At 61.0% G+C, this 18,469-nt stretch carries 15 protein-coding genes; 4 read left to right on the top strand and 11 right to left on the bottom strand.

Going from position 1 to position 18,469, the window contains the following annotated elements; translation table 11 throughout:
* Nucleotides 1–9: 9 nt before the first annotated feature.
* The 3 genes from A0257_09205 to A0257_09215 form a co-directional block, all read right to left on the bottom strand.
* Nucleotides 10–849, bottom strand: coding sequence for a hypothetical protein (locus A0257_09205; protein AMR27257.1), 840 nt, complete (start codon nucleotides 847–849; stop codon nucleotides 10–12).
* Nucleotides 850–962: 113 nt separating this feature from the next.
* Nucleotides 963–3,356 carry a hypothetical protein gene (locus A0257_09210; protein AMR27258.1) on the bottom strand — a complete coding sequence of 798 codons (2,394 nt, stop codon included), beginning with the start codon at nucleotides 3,354–3,356 and terminating at the stop codon, nucleotides 963–965.
* A 128-nt stretch (nucleotides 3,357–3,484) separates the two neighbouring features.
* On the bottom strand, nucleotides 3,485–3,856 hold the full coding sequence (locus tag A0257_09215) for a hypothetical protein (protein ID AMR27259.1): 372 nt from the start codon (nucleotides 3,854–3,856) through the stop codon (nucleotides 3,485–3,487).
* 105 nt (nucleotides 3,857–3,961) lie between these two features.
* Here A0257_09215 and A0257_09220 point away from each other — a divergent pair, with 105 nt between their 5' ends.
* From A0257_09220 to A0257_09235, 4 genes are all read left to right on the top strand, one after another.
* Nucleotides 3,962–4,345, top strand: a complete 384-nt coding sequence (locus A0257_09220; protein ID AMR27260.1) for a hypothetical protein — start codon at nucleotides 3,962–3,964, stop codon at nucleotides 4,343–4,345.
* A gap of 135 nt (nucleotides 4,346–4,480) precedes the next feature.
* A complete protein-coding gene (locus A0257_09225; protein ID AMR27261.1) occupies nucleotides 4,481–5,266 on the top strand; it encodes a hypothetical protein in 786 nt (261 codons plus the stop codon).
* 12 nt (nucleotides 5,267–5,278) lie between these two features.
* On the top strand, nucleotides 5,279–6,355 hold the full coding sequence (locus A0257_09230; protein ID AMR27262.1) for a hypothetical protein: 1,077 nt from the start codon (nucleotides 5,279–5,281) through the stop codon (nucleotides 6,353–6,355).
* Between the two features lie 90 nt (nucleotides 6,356–6,445).
* Nucleotides 6,446–7,576 carry a hypothetical protein gene (locus A0257_09235; protein AMR27263.1) on the top strand — a complete coding sequence of 377 codons (1,131 nt, stop codon included), beginning with the start codon at nucleotides 6,446–6,448 and terminating at the stop codon, nucleotides 7,574–7,576.
* A 157-nt stretch (nucleotides 7,577–7,733) separates the two neighbouring features.
* On the opposite strand, the gene A0257_09240 is transcribed toward A0257_09235, so the two are convergent.
* The 8 genes from A0257_09240 to A0257_09275 all read right to left on the bottom strand — a co-directional run bounded on the left by A0257_09240 (nucleotide 7,734) and on the right by A0257_09275 (nucleotide 18,365).
* Entirely contained in the window at nucleotides 7,734–9,251 is a 1,518-nt protein-coding gene (locus A0257_09240; GenBank protein ID AMR27264.1) for a cell division protein FtsZ, read from the bottom strand.
* A gap of 97 nt (nucleotides 9,252–9,348) precedes the next feature.
* Nucleotides 9,349–10,755: a cell division protein FtsA gene (locus tag A0257_09245; protein ID AMR27265.1), complete on the bottom strand. Its 1,407-nt coding sequence runs from the start codon at nucleotides 10,753–10,755 to the stop codon at nucleotides 9,349–9,351.
* Between the two features lie 85 nt (nucleotides 10,756–10,840).
* Nucleotides 10,841–11,599 (bottom strand): hypothetical protein, encoded by a 759-nt coding sequence (locus A0257_09250; protein ID AMR27266.1) that lies wholly within the window; start codon nucleotides 11,597–11,599, stop codon nucleotides 10,841–10,843.
* 130 nt (nucleotides 11,600–11,729) lie between these two features.
* On the bottom strand, nucleotides 11,730–13,115 hold the full coding sequence (locus A0257_09255; GenBank protein AMR27267.1) for a UDP-N-acetylmuramate--L-alanine ligase: 1,386 nt from the start codon (nucleotides 13,113–13,115) through the stop codon (nucleotides 11,730–11,732).
* Between the two features lie 157 nt (nucleotides 13,116–13,272).
* Nucleotides 13,273–14,361, bottom strand: coding sequence for a UDP-N-acetylglucosamine--N-acetylmuramyl-(pentapeptide) pyrophosphoryl-undecaprenol N-acetylglucosamine transferase (locus A0257_09260; protein AMR27268.1), 1,089 nt, complete (start codon nucleotides 14,359–14,361; stop codon nucleotides 13,273–13,275).
* Between the two features lie 108 nt (nucleotides 14,362–14,469).
* Complete coding sequence (locus A0257_09265; GenBank protein ID AMR27269.1) at nucleotides 14,470–15,669, bottom strand: cell division protein FtsW; 1,200 nt, start codon at nucleotides 15,667–15,669, stop codon at nucleotides 14,470–14,472.
* Nucleotides 15,670–15,689: 20 nt separating this feature from the next.
* Complete coding sequence (locus tag A0257_09270; protein AMR27270.1) at nucleotides 15,690–17,069, bottom strand: UDP-N-acetylmuramoylalanine--D-glutamate ligase; 1,380 nt, start codon at nucleotides 17,067–17,069, stop codon at nucleotides 15,690–15,692.
* Between the two features lie 75 nt (nucleotides 17,070–17,144).
* Nucleotides 17,145–18,365: a phospho-N-acetylmuramoyl-pentapeptide-transferase gene (locus A0257_09275; GenBank protein AMR27271.1), complete on the bottom strand. Its 1,221-nt coding sequence runs from the start codon at nucleotides 18,363–18,365 to the stop codon at nucleotides 17,145–17,147.
* Between the last annotated feature and the right edge of the window lie 104 nt (nucleotides 18,366–18,469).

Consider the following 18,469-nt stretch of genomic DNA (forward strand, 5'->3'; position numbering starts at 1 on the left):
ATAGTGCGCTTATCTCTTCACGTACTGCGCGGGGTGACGGCGGAAATTCCCGCGGCAGTTGGCCGAGCAGAAGTGGTAGGTGATGCCCTGGTAAGCCAGCGTTGGCCCGTCTTTGCTCGGCACGGGCATCTGGCACACGGGGTCGCGGGCCACGTGGGCGGCCAGGGGAGCCGGCGGCCGAATGCCCGACTTGCCCAGCACCACGCCCTGGCCCGGCTGCCACTTATCGTACTGCATGAGGCGCGTGACCGCCACGGCCTCGTCGTGGCCGCGCAGCTCCTCCACCACCCGCAGCGCCCCGTCGATGCCGGCCGATACGCCGGCCGTGGTCAGCAGCCGGCCGTCTTCCACGAAGCGCTTGTTTTTGAGCACGGTTGCCTGCGGGTCGAAGCGCTGGAGCGAATCCACGACGGACCAGTGGCTGGTGATGCTTTTGTGGTGCGTGAGGCCCGCCCGGCTCAGAATGAACGCGCCCGTGCACACCGACATGGTGAGCTGCGTGTGCTGGTCAACTTTTTTAATCCAGGCCACCACGGCCGGGTTGCGGTACACGCCGGCCACCACTTCATCCGGCCCGCCCGGCACCACCAGAATGTCGGGCCGCGGGGCGTTGGCCAGGGTATAGTCGGCGGTCAGATGCACGAGATTTCCCTTGGTAGCCAGGCTTTTAGCGCCCGTCGAAACCAGATACACCCGCACGTCGCGCGCGTTGCTGAACACCTCGGCCGGCCCCGAAAAATCGAGCAGCTCCATGCCGGGGTACACCAGGATGGCCACTTTTACCGGTTTGGTCATCGCCATTTTCATCGCCTGGCTGCGGGCGGGTAGGGACCCGGCCATGATGCTCATTCCTGCTGTCAGCAGCCCTAGCAAGCTGCGCAATGCGTTGTTTCTCATGTTATTAGTTGATTGATAATCAGCTTTATTGGTAATGCTCATCTTCAAAAACTCAAAACGGCAGCCTAAAACCTGGCCGTGAGCGTGGTGCCCAGCAGGCGCGGCAGGCTCTGCATGTAGGTGGGCGACTGGGGGCTGAGCGAGCCGTAGGTGATGTACTTGCGCTCGAACACGTTGCGCACCCAAAAGGCCAGCTCCAGGTGCCGCACGCTCACCCCGGCGCGGGCGTTGAGGAGGCCGTAGGCACCCTGCCCGTCCTGGTTGTAGTAGTCGAAATAGTAATGGCCCAAGTAGCGCCACTCGCCCCGCACGAACAGGGCCGGCTGCCGCGGGCCCTGGCCCAGCTTATAGGTATATTGCGCGGCCAGCATCGAAGTCACCACGGGCGTGTTAATCGGCTGGTTGCCGGCGTAGCTCTGGGTGCGATTCTCCGTGTAATTGTAGAGGGGTAGGGCGGCGTAACGGGCGTGGTTGTAGGCGACGTTCCAGCTCACTTCCAGCCCTTTAACGAGCACGGCCGCCGCTTCCAGCTCCACGCCGAAGTTGTTCATCTGGCCCACGTTCAGGATGACGGAGTTCAGCCCGTTGGTGCTGCTGGCTATCTGCTGGTGGCGCTGCTGCAAGTAGAACGCGGCCAGGTTGAAGCGGGCGCGCTGGTGGGGCAGCGTCGTTTTCAGGCCCAGCTCGTAGTTATCGCTCGTTTCGGGCTGGTAGGGAATCTGCGCCCGCGTGGGGGCGGTCGTGTTCAGGCCCCCGGCCCGGAAGCCGCGGGCGTAGCTGACGTAGGCCAGCACGTTTTCAGTGGCTTGGTAGCTAAGAATCGCCTTCGGCGACCAGGCCCGGTAGGTTGCGCTGAAAGTGGTGTCGGCCGCCGTCAGGATGACCGGCCCGCCGCCTTGCTCGTAGGCAGAGCCATTGACCAACTCGCGCCGCTCGTAGTCATAGCGCAGCCCACCGGTCAAACTCAGCGCCTCGGTCAGCTTATAAGTTGCCTGCCCGAAGCCGGCCAGACCGCGGTTAAGGGCGCTGCCGGTGGTAAGAAAGCCTTGTTCGCTGGAAGTGGGCGGCGTCTGAAGCGAATCGGGCCGGAGGTAGAAGATGCTGCGAATACCGGGCAGGGTGGCCTGCCGGAAGCCGAACGCCCCCACCGTCCAGCTCAGCCGCCGCTCGCTGCTGGGGTCCGAGGTCAGGCGCAGCTCCTGAGTAAAGTTGCGCTGGGGCGTGCTACCCGTGCCGCTAATCAGGTCGCGGGCCGTGAAGTCAAAGTCGTAGCGGTCGGGGTAATCAATGGTGAACCGCTGAAAACCCGTGACCGAAGTCAGCGTCACACCCGGCAGGCGGTAGCTGGCTTTGAGCGACGTGTTGAAGTTGCGTCGGCGCTCGGTGTTGGGGTAGTTGCTATATATCTGCCAGGGCTGAGTTGAAATCTGTTGGCGGGTGGGCACCCAGGGGTAGGAGCCCCGGTCGTCGTTGCGCTCGTTGTAAGCGCTCAGCGCGAAGCTCAGTCGGTCAGTCGCCAGGTAGCGCAGCGTGCCATTGAAAAGCCAGGAATTTTGCTCGTCGAAGTCGCTGTTGGTCACCAGGTTCTGGAAAATACTGCCCCGGTGCCCGTGCTGCCCGCCCAGGCTCAAAAACAGCTTATCCTTCACCAGCGGCGCTTGCATGGCCAGCGAATAGCGCTGCTGGCCGTAGTCGCCCACGCTCACTTCGGCGTAGCCACTCGGCGTATTGGTCGGCTGCTTGGTCACGATATTTACTACCCCACCCAGCGCGTTGCGGCCGTAGAGGGTGCCCTGTGGCCCGCGCAACACCTCGATGCGCGCCACGTTCAGCAGTTGCGTGGGGGCCGAAAAATAGTCGAATTGATACACCCCGTCCACGTAAGTAGCCACGGCCTGCTCGTTGCTGAAGCCCATCACGCCCCGGATATTGAGGAAGTTGCCGCCCGTGCTGTTGGCGTGCTCTATCACGAAGAGGTTCGGGGCCAGGGCCGTCAGGTCCTTAAAATCCCAGACCCGGTACTCGCGCAATTGCTTGGTGCCCAGCGCCGAAATGGCCAGCGGCGTTTTCTCCAGGGTCGTTTCGTCCTTTTGGGCCGTCACTACCACCTCATCCAGGCCCGCCGTGCTCGGCGTAAGCGTCAGGGTCAGCGGCGCGGTCTGGCCGGCCGCCACCTCCACCGGTTGGGTGCGCGTGGCATAGCCCACGCTGCTGACCACCACCGTCTGGCGGCCGGCCGGCACGTTGGCAATGGAAAAGTGGCCGCTCTGGTCGGCCGTCGTCCCGAGTGCGGAGTTAAGCACGGCCACCGTGGCAAAGGGCACGGGCTGGTGGGCGGCGGTCGTGATGGTGCCGCGCAGGGCACCCGCGCCGGTTTGGGCACCGGCAGCAAAGCTGCTGAGCAGCAGCAAGACGCAGGCAGCCACGAGCCGCCCGGTCAGGGAGAAAAAATTACCCACGAAAAAATACTAGCTAGCGGGCCCGGCCCTGGGCCGGCCCTGATAAGACCTTACTGGTACGCCGTTATCCGCCGGCCCGCGCGTTGGCGCGGCCGTAGGCCCGTGGCGTTCCCGGTTTCAGAAGCTAGCTAGCCGCGCGGGGGCTGGTCAATGGCTCCGCCCGGCCCGTGGGGCACGGCCGCCGCAGTGGCCGCCGGGTAGCACGTCGGCACGGCCCAGGCCACAGCCAGCCGCGGCTGCCAGCCGCCGAAGGCAACGGGCAGCATATCGAGCCGCTCCTTGAGCGGGCCGGCCGACTTGCTCTGGCGCTCCTCCTGCTTTTTGAGCTGCTTGGCGAAGTAGCATTTGCCGTCGCAATGCAGCTGGGGCCGGCTTTTATTCACGCAAAACTGCTGCGTAATGGCCGCCCGGTTGAGCATGAAATCCGCCACCAGCAGCTCGCGGCTGAAGGTTTGCAGCAGCACGAGGCCGGCGAGCAAGTAGGCGAAAATGGATTTCAAGGGCAGAAAATAAACTAACCGGCGACAAAAGTAGTGCCCGCCAACGAATATTCACCCCTTTGCCACCCACCCCCTATTATCTTTGGTAGCTATCCTTTCGCTGCCATGATGCGCCCGCTGGCTTTCTTTCTCACCGCGCTGGTTCTGCTCCAATCGCTTGGACGCGAGCTGCTGGTGCTGAATTTTGCCGTCAACCGGGCCGCCATTGCCACAAAATATTGCGTGAACAAGACGCGCCCTCGTCTGCACTGCGCTGGCAAATGCTACCTGACCCGGCAGCTGCACCGCGCCGAAAATGGCCCCGCCAAAGCCCCGGCCGGCCTGCTGGCCAAGGTCAAGTTTGAGGGGGTAGCGCCCGCGCCGTTTCGGCTGGCGCTGCCCGCGTGGGCGGGCTTGGTGGCAGCCCCGCACTTCGCGCCGGCAGTGGCCCACGCCTACGCGGCAGGACCATCAAGAGGCATTTTTCGGCCGCCGGGGGAACGCGGCTGAACTATTCGAACGCGGCGCGTGTGGGGCAAGATGCTCCCCGACGCGCTGGTTATCAAGTAGCTAGCCTTCTGTAAAGCAGGGGGTAGCGCCTGGCAGCAGGCACCCGTTAGCTTTCACTTATTCAGTCTTTTATCGATGAATACTCGTCGTCTTTTCGCGGTTTCCGCGCTGCTTCTTTCCCTTTCGGCCGGCCTGCTCAATGGCTGCAAAAAAGACGGCTCCGATAGCAGCCAGCCCACCGTGGGCACCGTTTCGCTGGCCCTGAACAACGTGGCGGGGAGCAAGGCCGTGGCGCTCGACGGCACTACCTACACCACGGCCAGCGGCGAAACCTTCAGCATCAGCACGTTGGAATATTACATCTCCAACGTGGTTTTCACCAAAGCCGATGGCAGCACCTACGCCGCGCCGGGCGTGTACCACCTGGTGAACGTGGCCAAGCCCAGCACCACCTCGTTTGCGATTGACAACGTGCCGACGGGCGACTATTCGGGCGTGAAGTTCACGGTGGGCGTCGATTCGACCAGGACCAAAGCCGACCCGCTCTCGCTGACCGGCGACCTCAACCCGGCCAATAATATGTACTGGGTGTGGAGCACGGGCCACATTTTTATGAAGCTCGAAGGCAACGTGACTTCGGCCGGCAACAAGGCCCTGGTCTGCCACGTGGGCGGCTATCGCGCGCCATACAGCGCCATCGTCACGGCCGCGCCGTCGTTTAACGGCACTACCCTGCCCGTGCGCGCCGACCACGCCGCCACGGTTAACCTCACGGCCGACGTGCTCAAGCTGTTTGACGGCACCACGCACTTCGCGCTCAGCACGTTCCCAACCACGATGGAGCCCAGCGCCTCGTCGGTGCAGGTAACTCAGAACTACGCGGCCGGCATGTTCACGGTCAAGAGCATCAACGCCAACTAGGGGGGTAGGGCCATGCGGGCGCTCGGGCAATTTTCGGCACGGAGCCGGCTACTGGCGCGGGGCGGGCTGGTGGCCGGCTTGGCGCTGGGCGTGGTGGCGGCCGGGCTGGTATCGGTGGCTACCCCCGCCCCGCCGCCCGGTGCCGGGCAGCCAGCTAATTTTCCGGCGATGGTGTATGAGCTGGCTCGGAACCAGCCCGACCAGGCCACGTTTGAGCTGGGCCGGCGGCTGTTTTACGACCCCCGGCTGTCGCGCAGCGGCACGGTGGCCTGCGCCTCGTGCCACCAGCAAAGCCGGGCCTTCACCGATGGCCGGGCCCTGGCCGTGGGGGTAGGCGGCCGCCTCAGCCCGCGCAACGCCCCGGCCCTGCAAAACCTGCGCTGGCGCCACGGCTTCATGGCCGACGGCGGCGTGCTGGGCCTGGAGCTGCAAGCCCTGGCCCCGCTCACCAGCAAGGCCGAGATGGACACGCCCCTGGCCGACGCCCTGGCCCGCCTCAACGCCGACCCCGCGTACCGGCAGCGTTTCGCGGCTATTTATGGGCCGGGCCAGATTGATACGCCGCAGCTGCTGCGGGCGCTGGCGCAGTTTACGGCAGCGCTTACCTCGGGCCAGTCGCGCTACGATAAGCACGTGCGGCACGAAGCGGGCGGCACCTTCAGCGCGCCGGAGCAGCGCGGCAGTATTCTATTCGTGGCCAAGTGCGGCGGCTGCCACGCCACCGATTTATTCACCGACGAGAGCTTTCGCAACAACGGCCTCGACCGGACTTTTGCGCGCGATTCGGGCCGGGCGCACATCACGGCCCGGCCCACCGACCGGGGCCGCTTCAAGGTGCCGAGCCTGCGCAACGTGGCCCGCACCGCGCCCTACATGCACGATGGCCGCTTTGCTACCCTGCCCGAAGTGCTGGCTCACTATGCCCACGGCGTGCAGCCCTCCCCTACCCTCGACCCGCTGCTGCGCCAGCCCAACGGCCGGCTGGGCATCCCCCTTTCCGATGCGCAACAAGCTGATTTACTGACCTTTCTGAATACACTTACGGACCAGGAATTCTTAACGGACCAGCGCCTGGCCCCGCCCCGCTAGCCCCGCCAGCACCAGGCCTCGGAAACCAAGCTGCCCGGTTTCGTCGTTACCGCCGCAACGCTGCTTATTTTCGCTTTTTCAACCTGCCCAATGGCCTTTCGCACTACTACCCTTTCGTACGTCGGCGTGCTACTGAGCGCCCTGGCGCTGGGCATTGCCAGCTGTAGCAAAGGCGGAGGCGGCAGCAACGAACCGCCCACGCCGGCCGCGCCCACGCCCTACGCGCTCACGGTGCCGGCGGGCTTTCCTACCCCCGTCATTCCGGCCGATAACCCGCTCACCAACGAGGGAATAGCGCTGGGCCGGCGGCTGTTTTACGAAAAGGCGCTGTCGAGCACCGGCACCATGAGCTGTGGCTCGTGTCACCAGCAGAGAAAGGCTTTCACCGATGGCCTGCCGCTGGCCGTGGGCGTCGATGGCGTGGCCAACCCGCGCGGCACCATGTCCTTGGCCAACGTGGGCTGGAGCACCCAGCTCACCTGGGACGGCGCTTTCACCACCCTCGAAACCCAGGCCCTCAAGCCGCTCGAAAACATCATTGAGCTGCATCAGCCGCTCACGGTGGGGGTAGGGAAGTTGCAGGCCAGCAGCGCCTACCCCTCCTTGTTTCTGGCGGCCTTCGGCACCAGCACTATTACCAATGCCCTGGTGCTCAAAGCCCTGGCGCAGTTCGAGCGCACGCTTATCTCGGGCAATACGCGCTACGACACCTACATGGCCACCCGCCTGGGCCTCACGACCGATGAGGTGGCGGGCCTCAAGCTCTATACCACGCACATTGCACCGGGCTCGGTGCGCGGGGCCGAGTGCTTCCACTGCCACACCCAGCCGCTGATGTCGTCGGGCTACGAGGGCAAGTTTTTCAACAACGGCCTCGATATGACGTTCCCTGACCCCGGCCGTGGCGGCCTCACTAAGCTGGCCGTGGACCAAGGCAAGTTCATCGCGCCGACCCTGCGCAACATCGCGCTCACCGCGCCCTACATGCACGACGGCCGCTTCAAAACCCTGGAGGAAGTGCTCGACCACTACTCCGACCACGTGCAGATGAACAGCCCCAATCTCGACCCCAACCTGGCCGCGCCCGCCGGCATCAACGACCCGCCCTTCGGCACCCACATGGACCTCACGGCCACCGAGAAAAAGCAGGTTATCGCTTTTTTGAAAACGTTGACCGACTCGACGTTCATTAGCGATAAGCGGTTCAGCAATCCCAACTAAGTTTGAACCACGGATTCGACGGATTTTTCGGATTAGTCGGATTTTGTGGACGTGAAAAAGGCCGCCTAACGGGCGGCCTTTTTTAATTTCTGGCAGATTGGCTTGCGTTCACAAAATCCGACTAATCCGAAAAATCCGTCGAATCCGTGGTTCAGATTTAGTCAACGTTATCGTGCAAAAACCGATTATCGCCCAGCAGCTCGTTGTCATCGCTCAGGTTGAAGCGCGAGATATTCTGGGCGCTGCTCGGCGTCACGGGTTCCAGCTTCTGGCCGCGGCGCAGGTAGGCGGGCGTGTCGAGGTGGGTCGTGGCTTCGGGCGAAAGGCCCTGGCTTTGGCTGAGCTGCTGCAAGCGGCGGCGGCGCTCCTCGGCCTGGGCCTCCAGCATGGCCGGGCGGGGGCGCGGCGCGGTGGGCTGCGGCCCTACCCCCTGCCCCTGCCCCTGGCCTGATAGCAGCACCGGGTCGCCGGGCGCGGTAATGGGCGCGCCGGCCAGGCCGGTTTGGGCGTTAGGGGTAACGGGGCCGTTGAGCTCGTAGGTGACGCGGGCCGGCTCGGGCGCGGCGGGCGTAGTGAAAGTGGGCACTTTCGGAGCCACCTGGCCCGCCTGAACCGGCTCGGGCACGCCGGCCTGGGGCTCCGGTGTGGGGGTAGCGGCTACCGGCTCGGACGCGGCCTCGGGCCGGCCGCCGGTCGAGATGGTGTGCGCCTCGCGGGCAAAGCCGGTGGCAATAACCGTCACCCGGATGCTCTGGCCCAGGGTGTCGTCGGTGCCGTGGCCAAAAATCATTTCGGCGTCTTCACCGGCCTTGCCCTGGATGTATTCGGTGATTTCCGATAACTCGTCCATCTCCAATTCGGCCTGGTCGCCCGACATGATGCTGAGCAGAATTTTCTGTGCGCCCTGAATGTCGGTGTTGTTGAGCAGCGGCGAGTTCAGGGCTTCCTCAGCGGCGCGCAGGGCGCGGTTCTCGCCCTCCGTCACGGAACTGCCCATCACGGCCGCACCCGAGTCCTTCATCACCGTTTTCACGTCTTCGAAGTCCACGTTCACGTCGGCCGTCACGGTAATGATTTCCGCAATCGACTTGGCAGCCGTGGTCAGCACCGTGTCGGCCTTGGCAAACGCCTGGCCCATCGTGAGGTTGCCGTAGAGCTGGCGCAGCTTATCGTTGAGAATCACCAGCACCGTGTCGCAGTGCTCGCTCAGCTCCTTGATGCCCTGCTCAGCCTGGTCGCGCTTTTTCTTACCCTCGAAAAGGAATGGTGCCGTCACGATGCCCACCGTCAGAATATTCAGCTCCTGCGCGACTTGCGCGATAACCGGGGCCGCGCCCGTGCCCGTGCCGCCGCCCATGCCCGCCGTGATAAACAGCATCTTGGTGCCGTTGCTCAGCAGCTCGCGGATTTGCTCGCGGCTCTCCAGCGCGGCCTGGCGGCCGCGCTCGGGCTTGGCACCCGCGCCGAGGCCCTCGGTCAGGTCCACCCCAATCTGGAGCTTATTGGGCACCGTGGAGCTTTCCAGCGCCTGCCGGTCGGTGTTGCAAATAATAAACTCCACGTCCTTGATGCCCTGCTTGTGCATGTGCTTCACGGCGTTGGAGCCCCCGCCCCCTACCCCAATCACCTTAATGATGGAACGGCTCTGGCTCGGAATGTCGAAGGTAAAATTCATAGGTTCAATGAGTGAGTGAGTGATTGAGTGAATGGGTGAATGAGCAGGCAGCCAAGCCATTCACTCATTCACCCATTCACCCATTCACCCATTGATTTTAATATTGTTTGTCGTCAAAATCGTCAATCAGAATGCTTTTCAGCTTGCGGGTCATGTCACCCAAAAACTTGAGGCCCTTCTGCTCCTTCGGCGGCTTGGGCGCTTCGGGGGGGGTAGGCGCGGCAGACTGCGCGGCGGCCGGCGGCGCGGGCGCGAAGCTGGGCACCACCGGCGCGGCCACTGGGGCAGCAGCCTGGTAGCTATAAGGAGCGGCTTCTTCCTCCCCGTAGCCGGGGCGGGCAACGCGCTCGTCCTGAGCCTGGTAGCCAGCCAGCACGAGACCCACGCCGGTGGCGTGCATCGGCGACTTCACGGCTTCAATCTTGCCCTTGCCCAAGTGTTGGTTGGGGTAGCCGATGCGCGTGTCGAGGCCGGTGAGATATTCGGTCAGCTGCTCCAGGTTCTGGAGCTGCGCGCCGCCGCCGGTCAGCACGATGCCGGCCGAGAGCTGCTCGTGCAGGCCCATGCGGTAGATTTCGGCATACACCAGCTCGACAATCTCCGACATGCGGGCCTCGATGATATACGCCAGGTTCTTGAGCGACACCTCCTTAGGCGGGCGATTGGGCAGGCCCGGAATGCTCACGATTTCGTAATCGCTGGCTTCCTCGGCAATGGCTTTGCCAAATTTCACCTTCAGCTGCTCGGCCTGGTTGGGTGTCACGTTGCAGCCCTGCTTGATGTCCTGGGTAATGATATTGCCCCCGAACGGCAGCACCGCCGCGTGGCGAATAATGCCATCCTTGAACACGGCCAAATCGGTGGTGCCGCCGCCAATGTCAATCAGCGCCACGCCGGCTTCCTTCTCCTCGTCGCTCAGCACCGATACGCTCGACGCCAGCGGCTCCAGAATGAGGTCGGCAATGGCCAGCCCGGCCTTGGTCACGCACTTATTAATGTTATTAATAGCCGCGCTCTGCGCCGTGATAATGTGGAAATTGCCTTCCAGCCGCACGCCGGCCATGCCGATGGGGTCAAGCACGCCGCCCTCAAAATCAACCTTGTAGTCCTGCGGCATCACGTGAATAATCTGCGAGCCGGGCGGCGTCACTAGGCGGTACATGTCGGCCGTGAGGCGGTTCACGTCATCCTGCGTAATCTCGGTGTCGCCGCTGGGCCGCGTGATGGAGCCATTGTGTTGCAGCGACTTGATGTGCTGCCCCGCAATGCCCACGTTCACGACCCCAATGTCGATGCCCGACTGCTCCTCCGCTTGCCGAATGGCCCGCTTAATAGCATCCACGGTTTTGTCAATATTAAGCACGATGCCGCGCTGCACCCCATCGGATACGGCCTTGCCCATGCCCAGAATTTCGAGTTTGCCGTACTCATTTTTACGGCCCACTAAGGCGCAGATTTTCGTGGTGCCAATGTCGAGACCGACGACTATTTTATCTTGTTGCATAGGGAAGCAGTGGGCAGTGAAAGAGCAGTGACTAAATTAGTTAGCAAACTAGCTAAAAAATAGATTTTTGATTAACAGGCGGTTACTACTCGCAGATTATTTGGTTTTGGTATTCCACGTTCACGCGATGGTAGGTGTCCCAGCCTAAAACTGACGGAATTTGACGGTAAAATACCATCAATTTCGCGAATTTTCCTGAAATATCTTCCGGCACCCCAAATTCTATGCGTTGGTCGCCGACCTGTTGCGTGAAGCTGAGCTTGCCGCCCGGCTCCACAAACACTTCGGCCACTTGGGCGCGCCAGAAGGGATGTTCATCGACGTAGCGCAGAAAATCGAGGTAGCCGCGGCTGGTGCTGTCCTGGAAAAAAGTGGGGGGTAGGGTGCCGCCGCCCGCCCGGCTCACCGTCGCCACCCGTGCCGTGTAGAGCGGCGAGAGGGGTAGGCGGTGGCCGTTGGCATCGACGTAGGTATCGAGGCGGTCGTCGGGGTGTACGAGCCGGGCAATGGGACGGTTCTGGTGAATATCGGCGTGCAGGTTGCCGGCCAGGTCGCGGTACACCTGCGCATCGCGCACGAATGGGTGCGCCTTGAGGCGGTTTTCCAGCTCGCGCAGGCGCGGCCCCTCAGGCACGGTGCCGATTATCGGCTCCTTACCGCCATTAGTCAGCAGCGCCGTCACGCCGCGCTCACTGATAAAATAATTATCAAACTCGTTGGCCACGTTCACCACAATACTCTGCACCGGCCGGTGGGCCTGGCGCAGCGCCGCAAACGCGGCCATGCTTCCCAAACCCAGCAGGCAGGCCAGCGCGACGAGCAGATTGCGAACGGTCTTATCCATAAATCGCGGATTAACGCTGATTGAGCTGATTTCGCAGATTCAAGCGGCGCTTATTTTGGGGTAATTAATTGGGAAGTGAACGGCTGTTTTTTGGAAATAAAAAGCCGAATTAGCTGCTATTAAAAGCTCGTTAACTCAGGATATTTTTCAGCTGCGGCACTAGGGTATCGATGTCGCCGGCACCCACGGTGGCCAGGATGTCAAAAGTAGGATTATTTTTCACATTTTCCAACACTTGTGCTTTGGTTTGCAATGATTTAGCTTCGGAAGTGATGGCAGCCAGCAGCATCTCCGCCGTGATGCCGGGTAGGGGCAGTTCGCGGGCCGGATAAATGTCCAGCAAAACCACTTCGTCGGCCAGGCTCAGGCTCTGCGAAAATCCCTCGGCAAAATCGCGGGTGCGGGTAAATAAATGGGGCTGAAAAATGACGCGTATTTTCTTGTTCGGATACAGCGCCTTCAGCGACCGCAGAAAAGCCTCAATCTCGCGCGGGTGGTGCGCGTAGTCATCTACGTACACTTTGTCGGGGCCGGTTACGATAAATTCGAAGCGTCTTTTCACGCCCCGGTAGGCGGCCACGGCGGCCGGTAATTGCGATGTAGTGACACCAAATAGTTGTGCTGCCGCCGCCGCCGCCAGCATATTTTCTACGTTGTGAAAACCCGGTACGGCAAGTTTAAGTCCATTTACTACCCCCTGCGGCCCGTGGTAATCGAAGTGAAATTCGTGGCCTTCGACCATAATATTCCCCGCAAATAAATCGGCACCTTGCGCGGCCGTGAGGCCGTAGCGCAGCACCCGCGTGCCGGGCGGCCCGGCGGCGGCCACCCGCGCATCGGCGGTGTGGTTGAGCAGCAGCGTGCCACCGGGCTTTATCTGGCTCACGAACTGGCAGAAAGAATCAATCAGCGCGCTTTGCTCGCCGTAAATATCGAGGTGGTCGGCATCGGTGCTGGTCACGATGGCCACGTCGGGATGCAGCGTCAAAAAGCTACGGTCGTACTCGTCGGCCTCCACCACCACGGGCGCGTCGGGGCGCTGGGGCAGCAATAAATTCGAGCCCAGATTCACCGCGATTCCGCCCAAAAAAGCGCCCGCGTCGAGGCCCGCGTGGTGCAGCAAATGCGCCACCATGCTGCTGGTCGTGGTTTTGCCGTGGGTGCCGGCCACCGCGATAGTGGGCCGGCCTTCGGTGAGCACGCCCAGCACCTGGCTGCGCTTGCGAATGTCGTAGCCCTGCGCGCGCAGCCACGCCCACTCGACGCTATCGGCCGGAATAGCGGGCGTGAGCACCACCAGCGTTTGGGCTTTACCCTCCCGAATTTCCCGCGGAATATTTTCCACCGCGTCGGCGTAGTGCACGGCAATTCCTTCGGCCTGCAAAGCTTGCGTGAGCGGCGTTTCGGTTTTATCGTAGCCGCTCACCTGATGGCCGTTGGCCTGAAACCAGCGCGCCAGCGCCGACATGCCAATGCCGCCAATGCCGAGAAAAAATATGTAGGGAAATTGCTGCATTATTTGGAATTACTGGCTAAAACGAGCGTCATGCTGAGCGCAACGAAGTGGAGCCGAAGCATCTCGCGTGGGTTGGTAATCTAATCGTTCAACGATGCGAGCGAGATGCTTCGGCTCCACTTCGTTGCGCTCAGCATGACGGTCTGTTTTATTGCTTTTACTTTTCGAGTAGCTTAAATAATTCGTCCACAATCGCCGTCGTCGCATTGGGGTTAGCTAATTCCAGCACGCGCTCGCTGAGCTGCTGCTGGCGCGCGTGGTCATTAAGCAGGCGCAGGGCTTCGTCGTAGAGGCGTTCGGCGGCGTGGGCATCGGTGACAAGGACGGCCGCGCCTTTGCTGACCAGCGACAGGGCATTTTTGGTCTGGTGGTCCTCGGCCACGTTGGGCGAAGGCACCAGCACGCTGGCTTTGCCCGTGAGGCAAAGCTCTGATACAGAGAGCGCCCCGGCCCGACTAATTACTACGTCAGCAGCGGCGTAGGCCAGGTCCATGCGCCGGATAAATTCCATCGCCTGCAGGTGGTCGGCGGCGTAGGGCGCGGCCTGCTGCTGGGCCTCGGGATAGTAGAGCTTGCCGGTTTGCCAGAGCAATTGCACGCCCGCCTCGCGCAGGCGGGGTAGGGCGGCGGCGGCGGCCAGGTTGAGGGTGCGCGCGCCGAGGCTGCCGCCCACCACGAGCAAAGTTTTCTTGCTGGGGTCGAGGTTGAAAAACTGCTGGGCTTCAGCACGGCTACCGTGGGCAATTTCGGTGCGCACGGGGTTGCCGGTTAGCACGATTTTATCGGCCGGAAAGAATTTTTCCATACCATCATAGGCCACGCATATTTTACTCACGCGGCGGCCCAATAACTTATTGACCAAGCCGGCGTACGAATTCTGCTCCTGAATTAAGCTCGGAATACCGCGCGAGGTAGCCGCCAATAATACCGGAGCCGAAGCGTAGCCGCCTACCCCCACCACGGCGTCGGGCCGAAATTCCTGAATTAATTTCCCGGCTTTGCGCACCGACCGGAATACCCGCACCGGGAACATAATATTCTGCGGCGTGAGGCGGCGCTGCAAACCCGTAATATCCAAGCCCACAATAGTATAGCCAGCCTCGGGCACGCGCGTCATCTCCATGCGGCCGTTAGCGCCCACGAATAAAATATCGGCGTCGGGCTGCCGCCGCCGAATTTCATTCGCAATTGCCACCGCCGGGAAAATATGCCCGCCCGTGCCGCCGCCGGAGATGATGAATTTCATGGGTAATTAGTCTTTATGTAATTCGGGCCTCGTTCAACAATGCGGGCGAGATTCCTCGGCAAGCTCGGAATGACGTTCTATAAAAATCAGAACAGGTTTATGAAAGAATCAGGCATACTGCGCGCGCTTGCTGGGGATGCGCATGGTGTCGGCGGGCTCGCCGGTCATGGGACGGGTTTCGCGCTCGCCGCGGCTCACGGCCAGAATAATTCCGACGCTCAAGCCGGTGAAAATCAGAGAGGTGCCGCCCATACTCAGCATGGGCAGGGGTAGGCCCGTGACGGGGCCCAGGCCCACGGCTACCCCCATATTTACCATCGCCTGCAGGACCAGACTGAAACTCAATCCTGCCGAAAGCAGGCCGCCAAACGCACCCTGGCTATTCATCACGGTTTTCAATCCTCGATATAAAAAAGCGAGGTAGAGAAACAGCACGAGCAGCCCGCCAATCATGCCGTATTCTTCAATAATAATGGCGTAGATAAAGTCGGAATACGGGTGCGGCATGATGTTGCGCTCGGTGCTTTTGCCGGGGCCTTTGCCGGTGAGGCCGCCCGTGGCAATGGCAATAAACGAGTGCTCCAGCTGAAACTGCGGTTTTTTGGTGTGGTCGGTGAAGTTGGTAATGCGCGACACGACCGTGCCCAAGCGCTGCCCGGCGGCCAGGCCAGCCCCACCCAGCACCACGCCAATGACTACCATTACCAGCATTTGGCGCATCGGCACACGGCCAATAAACATGAGCAGCAGGCAGGTTAGAAATAGCAGTAGCGCCGTAGAGGCGTTGGAGAGCACAATCAATCCGCAGATAACTCCTACCCAAAGCATTACCGGCAGCAGCGTGTTTTTGAAGTCGTGCAAATGCTGTTGGCGGCGGCTGAGCATGCTGGCCAGGTGCGAGATAAGCGCCAGCTTGGCCAGGTCGGAGGGCTGAAACGTCTGATTAATTACCGGAATAGTGAGCCAGCGCGAGGCCCCATTGGTTTCGCCGCCCATGAGGTAGGTAAAGAGCAGCAGCGGCACCGACAGCAGCAGCGCGTACAGGGACAGCCGCGAGTAGTGGCGGTAGTCAATGCGGTGCGCCAGCCACATCAAACCCAACCCCATGAAAATCAGGCTAGTGTGCTTGAGCACAATCAGCTCGACCGAGCCGGTGCGGCCGTGCAGCTCGTTGCGATACGCCAGCGTGCCGGTGGCCGAATACACGACGGCGATGCTGATGAGCGAAAACAGAATAACGATGGCCCACAAAATGGGGTCGCCCTTGAGGTTGCGTTGCAGCCAGGTGTGGGGGGTAGGGGTTTCCATAAATCGCAGATTTTCGCAGATTAAATTGATTTCGCGGATTCGGAGGGGGGTAGGGCCTGCACGGCGGCCGTGAATTGGCGGCCGCGGTCTTCGTAGTTTTTGAACAGGTCGAAGCTGGCGCAGCAGGGCGAAAGCAGCACTACGTCGCCGGGGGAGGCCAGGGCGGCGGCGCGGCGCACGGCGTCGGCCATGCTTTGGGTTTCTTCGAGGTGCGGCACCTGGGTTTCGAACGCGGCGCGCAGCTTGGCATTGTCCACGCCCAGGCACACGAGGGCTTTCACTTTTTGCGCGGCCAGGGGCTGCAAGGAAGCGTAGTCGTTGCCTTTGTCGGTGCCGCCGGCAATCCAGACGATGGGCCGCTTCATGCCGTCGAGAGCGTACCAGGCAGCCTCCACATTGGTGGCCTTGCTGTCGTTGATGTACTCCACGCCGTTGATTTTGGCCACGAGCTGCAGGCGGTGGTCAGCGTTGTGGAAGCTGGCGAGGGCCTGCTCAATGGTATCTTTTTCCACGCCGGCTACCCGCGCTACCAGAATGGCCGCCAGCACGTTCTGGCGGTTGTGCTCGCCGATAAGCGGCGAGCGGGCGGTGCTGATAAGCTCGGTGGGGCTGTAGTAGCCGGGCAGCAGGTCGAGGCAAATTTCCGCTTGCCCGGTGTAATAGCCGGCGAGCTGAAAATCGGTGCGGTGGTGCAGGCTAAACGGCATCTGGCGCATCGGCCGCAGGGCTGCTTTAAAATAGCGCTGAATATTTTCGTCGTCGGCGTTGTAAATGAACGTGTCGTCGCTGTCCTGATTGCGCACGATGTTGAGCTTGGCGCGGGCATAGGCTTCGAGCGAGTAATCGTAGCGGTCGAGGTGGTCGGGGGTGATGTTGAGCAGCACCGCAATCCAGGGCTGAAAGCGGTCGATATCATCGAGCTGGAAGCTGCTTAATTCCAGCACGTAGTACTCAAATTTATCCTCGACTACCTGCTCGGCCAGCGAGTAGCCCACGTTGCCGGCCAGGCCCACATTCAGGCCAGCTTCCTTCACTAAATGGTAGGTGAGCAGCGTGGTCGTGGTCTTGCCGTTGGTGCCCGTGATGGCAATAAAGCGTGCTTTGGTGTAGCGGCTGGCAAACTCAATCTCCGATATAATCGGAATATTCTGCTCACGCAGGGCCTTGACAACGGCCGCTTTTTCGGGGATGCCGGGGCTTTTTATCACCTCGTCGGCTTGCAGGATGCGGTCGAGCGAGTGCTGGTTTTCCTCGAACTCGATGCCGGCTTTGGTCAGCTTATCCTTGTAGTCGGCCTGAATAGCGTTGCGGTCCGACACGAACACAGCGTGGCCTTTGGCCTGTGCTAATAGCGCGGCTCCTACTCCACTTTCGGCAGCTCCGAGGATGATGATGTTCATGGGTATTCGTTCGAGGTAGCTTTCCCGCAGAGGGCGCAGAGGTTTTCGCGGAGGTTCGCTGAGACGAGAAAGCTATTAACGCAATTTTAAGGTAACCAACGTAATGACGGCCAGCATAATACCTACAATCCAAAAGCGCGAAACGATTTTGGACTCGTGGTAGCCAAGCTTTTGATAATGATGGTGCAAGGGCGACATGCGTAGCAGGCGGCGACCCTCGCCATATTTGCGCCGAGTGTACTTAAACCAGCTTACCTGCACGATAACCGACAGATTTTCAATCAGAAACACGCCGCACAGCACCGGAATCAAGAGTTCTTTGCGGACAATGAGGGCCAGCACCGCGATGATGCCGCCCAGCGCCAGCGAGCCCGTGTCACCCATAAACACCTGGGCAGGGTAGGAATTATACCATAGAAAGCCAATGCACGCCCCCACGAAGGCCGTGCAGAAAATAACCAGCTCGCCTGAATCGGGAATAAACATAACATCCAGGTAGTCAGCCAACAAAGCGTTACCACTCACGAAGGCGAAGATGGCCAGCGTGATGCCGATGATGGCCGAGGTGCCGGCCGCCAGCCCATCAAGGCCGTCGGTGATGTTGGCGCCGTTGCTCACGGCCGTGATGATGATAATTACCAGCGGAATGTAGAGCAGCCCGTAGAAATCTTTGAACACCATCTGGGCATTAGAGAAGAAGTCGCTGTAGTTCAGCTCGTTGTTCTTCAAAAACGGCACCGTGGTAAGGGTCAGGTGCACGTCTTTCCACACTTTGGTGGCGTCGATAGCCGAGTACTGGCCGTTGGGCAGCAGGTATTCGCGCACCGTTACCTCGTTGCTATAATATAAAACCCAGCCTACCGTGAGTCCTAAGCCAATCTGGCCCAGCACTTTAAAGCGCCCGCTCAGGCCCTCTTTATTCTTGCGAAAAACCTTGATGTAGTCATCCAGAAACCCAATTAAGCCCAGCCAGACCGTGCTGAGCAGCATCAGGATAATGTAGATATTGCGCAGCCGGGCAAACAGCAGCACCGGCACCAGAATGGCCAGCAGAATAATGAGGCCGCCCATCGTGGGCGTGCCCTTTTTCTCGTTCTGCCCCTGCAAGCCGAGGTCGCGGATGGTTTCGCCCACTTGCTTTTTTTGCAGCACGCGGATGAGCCGCGCCCCGAAAAACTGGGCGATGAGCAGCGACACGATAACCGAAAGCGCCGCCCGAAAGGTCGTATACTGAAACACGCCTGCGCCGGGCAGGTGGTAGTGTTCGTGCAGGTAGCGAAAGAGGTAGTAAAGCATCTTGTTGAATTATGAGCCGTTTGTCATTGCGAGCCTGCGAAGCAATCGCACTGGAACGAGTCGTTCGGGTATCGTGCGGGTGCGATTGCTTCGTAGGCTCGCAA

Source organism: Hymenobacter psoromatis (assembly GCA_001596155.1).
Lineage (GTDB): Bacteria > Bacteroidota > Bacteroidia > Cytophagales > Hymenobacteraceae > Hymenobacter.